Source organism: Colwellia sp. D2M02 (assembly GCF_018860755.1).
In the GTDB taxonomy this organism is placed as follows: domain Bacteria; phylum Pseudomonadota; class Gammaproteobacteria; order Enterobacterales; family Alteromonadaceae; genus Colwellia; species Colwellia asteriadis.
Genome location: NZ_JAHKPW010000055.1, coordinates 1 through 2,610 on the forward strand (window position 1 = coordinate 1; position 2,610 = coordinate 2,610).

2 protein-coding genes are annotated in these 2,610 nt (G+C 38.4%); both read left to right on the forward strand.

Annotation, left to right across the window (positions count from 1 at the left end; translation table 11 throughout):
- Positions 1-551: 551 nt before the first annotated feature.
- A complete protein-coding gene (glyA, locus tag KO495_RS08890) occupies positions 552-1,811 on the forward strand; it encodes a serine hydroxymethyltransferase (protein WP_215980061.1) in 1,260 nt (419 codons plus the stop codon).
- A gap of 147 nt (positions 1,812-1,958) precedes the next feature.
- Positions 1,959-2,423 (forward strand): transcriptional regulator NrdR, encoded by a 465-nt coding sequence (gene nrdR, locus KO495_RS08895; RefSeq protein WP_215980062.1) that lies wholly within the window; start codon positions 1,959-1,961, stop codon positions 2,421-2,423.
- The last annotated feature ends 187 nt before the right edge of the window (positions 2,424-2,610 follow it).

The window sequence follows — 2,610 nt, forward strand, 5'->3', positions numbered from 1 at the left end:
ACGAAGAAGTTAGGAAAATTAGCTGCTAGAGAAACATTTATTAAGCCGAGCTCAGGTTAGTTAAGCGCTGTGCATACCCGTTACCATTCAAGCGGCATATTTTAGAGCGCTTGAGTCATTTCAATTCAAGGCACTTTAAATGCAACGGGTATAAGTATTGATAACTTTGCAGCGCTTTTTTACTCTTGAGAAAAATTCATCTAGTTATTAATATTTTGCACTTTACATGCTAAATTTGAAAATAACGGTTTTAAATTTTGTTTTTTATTGTTGTTTTTGTTTTATGTTCGGTGTATCTTGTTTTTGTTAATTTATTGTCTGTTTGCCTTTAAAGGTGAAAGCTTTCAGTGAACTTTTACTCGTTAGTACTTAATAGTTTCAGCTATAAAACAGCGTAAAATGCACTAAAGCTGCCGTGTTTTGTCGTGTACTTTTTGACAAATTTGAGGCAAAATACCGCCACTAATTTTTATATGCTCTAGTTAACTATTGCTTAGCCAATAATAGAGTGTGGTTTACAGCCTTGGGCTGAAATACTTAAGGAAAAAAACATGTTTACACGTGATATGAATATTGCCGATTTTGATCCAGAACTTTATCAAGCAATGACCAATGAAGTTGTGCGTCAAGAAGAGCATATTGAATTAATTGCATCTGAAAACTACTGTAGCCCGCGCGTTCTTGAAGCTCAAGGTTCACAGTTAACTAACAAGTATGCTGAAGGTTACCCAGGTAAGCGTTATTACGGTGGTTGTGAGTATGTTGATATTGCTGAACAATTAGCGATTGACCGTGCTAAAGAATTATTCGGTGCCACTTACGCTAACGTACAGCCTCATGCTGGTTCACAAGCCAACGCTGCGGTTTTTCAAGCATTAGTATCTCCAGGTGGTAAAGTGTTAGGTATGAGCTTAGCGCATGGCGGTCACTTAACACACGGTGCAAGTGTAAGCTTTTCAGGTAAATCATACGAAGCCTTTCAATATGGCTTACACCCAGAAACTGGCGATATAGATTACGAAGAGTTAGAACGCCTTGCTCATGAGCACAAACCAGAAATGATCATTGGTGGTTTCTCTGCGTTTTCAGGTGTTGTTGATTGGGCGCGTATGCGTAAAATCGCTGATGCTGTTGGTGCTTACTTCTTCGTAGATATGGCTCACGTTGCTGGTTTAATTGCTGCAGGTTTATACCCTAACCCAGTACCACACGCGCATGTGGTAACCACAACAACACATAAAACATTAGCAGGCCCACGTGGCGGTTTAATTGTTTCTGCGTGTGATGATGAAGCTATTTACAAAAAACTAAACAGTGCTGTTTTCCCTGGTGGTCAAGGTGGCCCATTAATGCACATTATCGCGGCGAAAGCGGTAGCATTTAAAGAAGCATTAGCACCAGAGTTTAAAGAATATCAACAAAATGTTTTAAATAACGCTAAAGCGATGGTTGCGGTATTACAAGAACGTGGTTACAAAGTTGTTTCTAACAGCACTGAAAACCACTTATTGTTACTTGATTTAATCGACAAAGATATTACTGGTAAAGACGCTGATGCCGCATTAGGTAAAGCTCACATCACAGTAAACAAAAACTCAGTGCCAAATGATCCTCGCTCTCCATTTGTTACTTCAGGTCTTCGTTTAGGTACTCCAGCAATCACACGTCGTGGTTTTGGTATTGAAGAAACTAAAGCATTAACAACATGGATTTGTGACATTCTTGACGACATTAACGATGAAAGCGTAATTACTCGTGTACAAGGTCAAGTTAAAGAGCTGTGTACTAAGTTCCCTGTTTATCAAAAATAATTGAAAGTAACGGATAAATTTTTACTTTTGTAATAGAATGGTCGCCTAGAGCGGCCATTTTTTTGCCTAAAAACCTTGCGTTAAATTTTTGCAAAAGTCGGTAAGAATCATCATGGCTGTTGAGCGCTTATTTTATTGAGGTAAACCATGTACTGTCCATTTTGCACTGCAACTGATACCAAAGTGATAGATTCCCGCTTAGTTGCTGATGGCCACCAAATACGACGTCGCCGAGAATGTTTAGCTTGTCATGAGCGTTACACTACTTTTGAAACGGCTGAGTTAGTTATGCCGCGTATTATTAAACGTGATGGTAGTCGTGAGCCGTTCAATGAAGATAAAATGCGTAGTGGTTTAGTGCGAGCATTAGAAAAGCGCCCAGTTAGTACCGAGCAGGTTGAGTTATCTATTAATAAGCTAAAATCTCAACTTAGAGCAACCGGTGAGCGTGAAGTAACCAGTGAAATGTTGGGTAAGTTAATTATGGCGCAGCTAAAAGAGCTAGATAAAGTTGCCTATTTACGTTTCGCATCGGTGTACTTATCGTTTGAAGATATTAGTGAGTTTGCAGATGAAATTGCCCGCTTAGGTCGAGAAAAAAAGACTAAATAATTAATAACTAACCTGAACTCGGTTTAAGAAGTATTTAACAAATTGAAATATCAGCAAAAATTATTCTTCAGAATCTCTAGCTTGATAGTTTTGCTTAATTCAAGGTAAATTTCGCGTCAATAGCTGGCCTATTGCAAGTAAATTTAACGAAGAAATTAGGAAAAATAGCTGCTAGAGAAACATTTGT